A 1180-nucleotide genomic window follows, 5' to 3' on the forward strand; every position below is an offset into this window, starting at 1 on the left:
TGTATTTCAGCCGGCTTTTTTGTGTCTAAAACCAAGTGGTAATAACTAATTAGAGCCTTTCGTTGAAAATCTTAGCGAAGGTTTCCTTTTCCAGATAACCTTCCTTTACTAACCATTCAAGTTCCTTGCGGCTAACTCCTGACTCTTTCGCTTCCAGAGTTAAAATTCTCCAATCTTCTTTGCTAATTTCGTATGTGCCCTCTTCATCATCTGAACCAACAAAAAAGTCCTTCATAACGGCAATTAAAGCTGTTGCTGTCTCCGGTAAAGCCTTTATCGACTTAGTCAATGAAGAAAAAATTGAACTAGGTGCTTCCTGCGCTGCGGTTCTCAAAACAGACTCAGTAAAATCAGGATGGGACGCGACAGCTTTGCGTATAATAGTTTCAGCCTGATCAGGTTGACGTTGCAAAGCAATAGTAATGATATCATCAATATAAGCGGGCTCGGTTTGAATAGCTGCCTCAACAATGGCATTACATAAATCTGGGTAACGAGCTATAGCAATGTCGACGACAGTATAAGTAACTGCAGGCTCCGCTTGCATGGCGGCTATTACAATGGCGGTTACTCTACTCTCTCTGGTATCAAAAGCGGCATTAACGATATAGGCAGCATGTTCTGGGTAGTTATTAATCAGAATGCGTACAGTTCGCATAATAGAGAAGTTTTTATTGAGGTGACTTTCGATAATACTTCGGTAAGTATCTTGTAAAGTGGAAGACGAATTTTGGAGGCTGCCATCAAAAGTAGCAGCATGACTCGTTCTTATGGCGCTTGAACTAAGAGTTGCAACAAGCAAACAGGTAAAAGTTATTGATTTCCAGCGCATAAGATTTAAGCCCTTTATGTAATTCCAACTTATTAGAGTGATTCAATATAACAACAGTTCAAGGTAATCACAAAAAAACAACAAAATAGAATTAAAAACGAGCAAATCTAAGGGTTTTAGTTACAGTTGGTTGTTTTTTGTTCGGTTAAACTTTTTGATCGAAAAAGATCTTGCAAGGCTCAGAGAGATCACTATAATTCGCCGCCGTTGTCATGAGTTATCTGCAAAGTGTATTTGCAACAAATTCCGACAACGGCGTTTTGTTTTAACCAGGCTGAAAAAGCTGAAAAAATGGGTTGACGAAACGAGAGGGACGTGTAGAATACGCCTCCCTGCTTCGAAAGAAGC

1 protein-coding gene is annotated in these 1180 nt (G+C 39.7%); it reads right to left on the minus strand.

Annotated elements, in window-relative coordinates; genetic code table 11:
• Positions 1 to 49: 49 nt before the first annotated feature.
• Positions 50 to 832: a hypothetical protein gene (locus tag RJ32_RS00075; protein ID WP_034823220.1), complete on the minus strand. Its 783-nt coding sequence runs from the start codon at positions 830 to 832 to the stop codon at positions 50 to 52.
• Positions 833 to 1180: the final 348 nt, after the last annotated feature.

The sequence above is a fragment of the Idiomarina sp. 28-8 genome (genome assembly GCF_000320945.2).
Taxonomy (GTDB): Bacteria; Pseudomonadota; Gammaproteobacteria; order Enterobacterales; family Alteromonadaceae; genus Idiomarina; species Idiomarina loihiensis.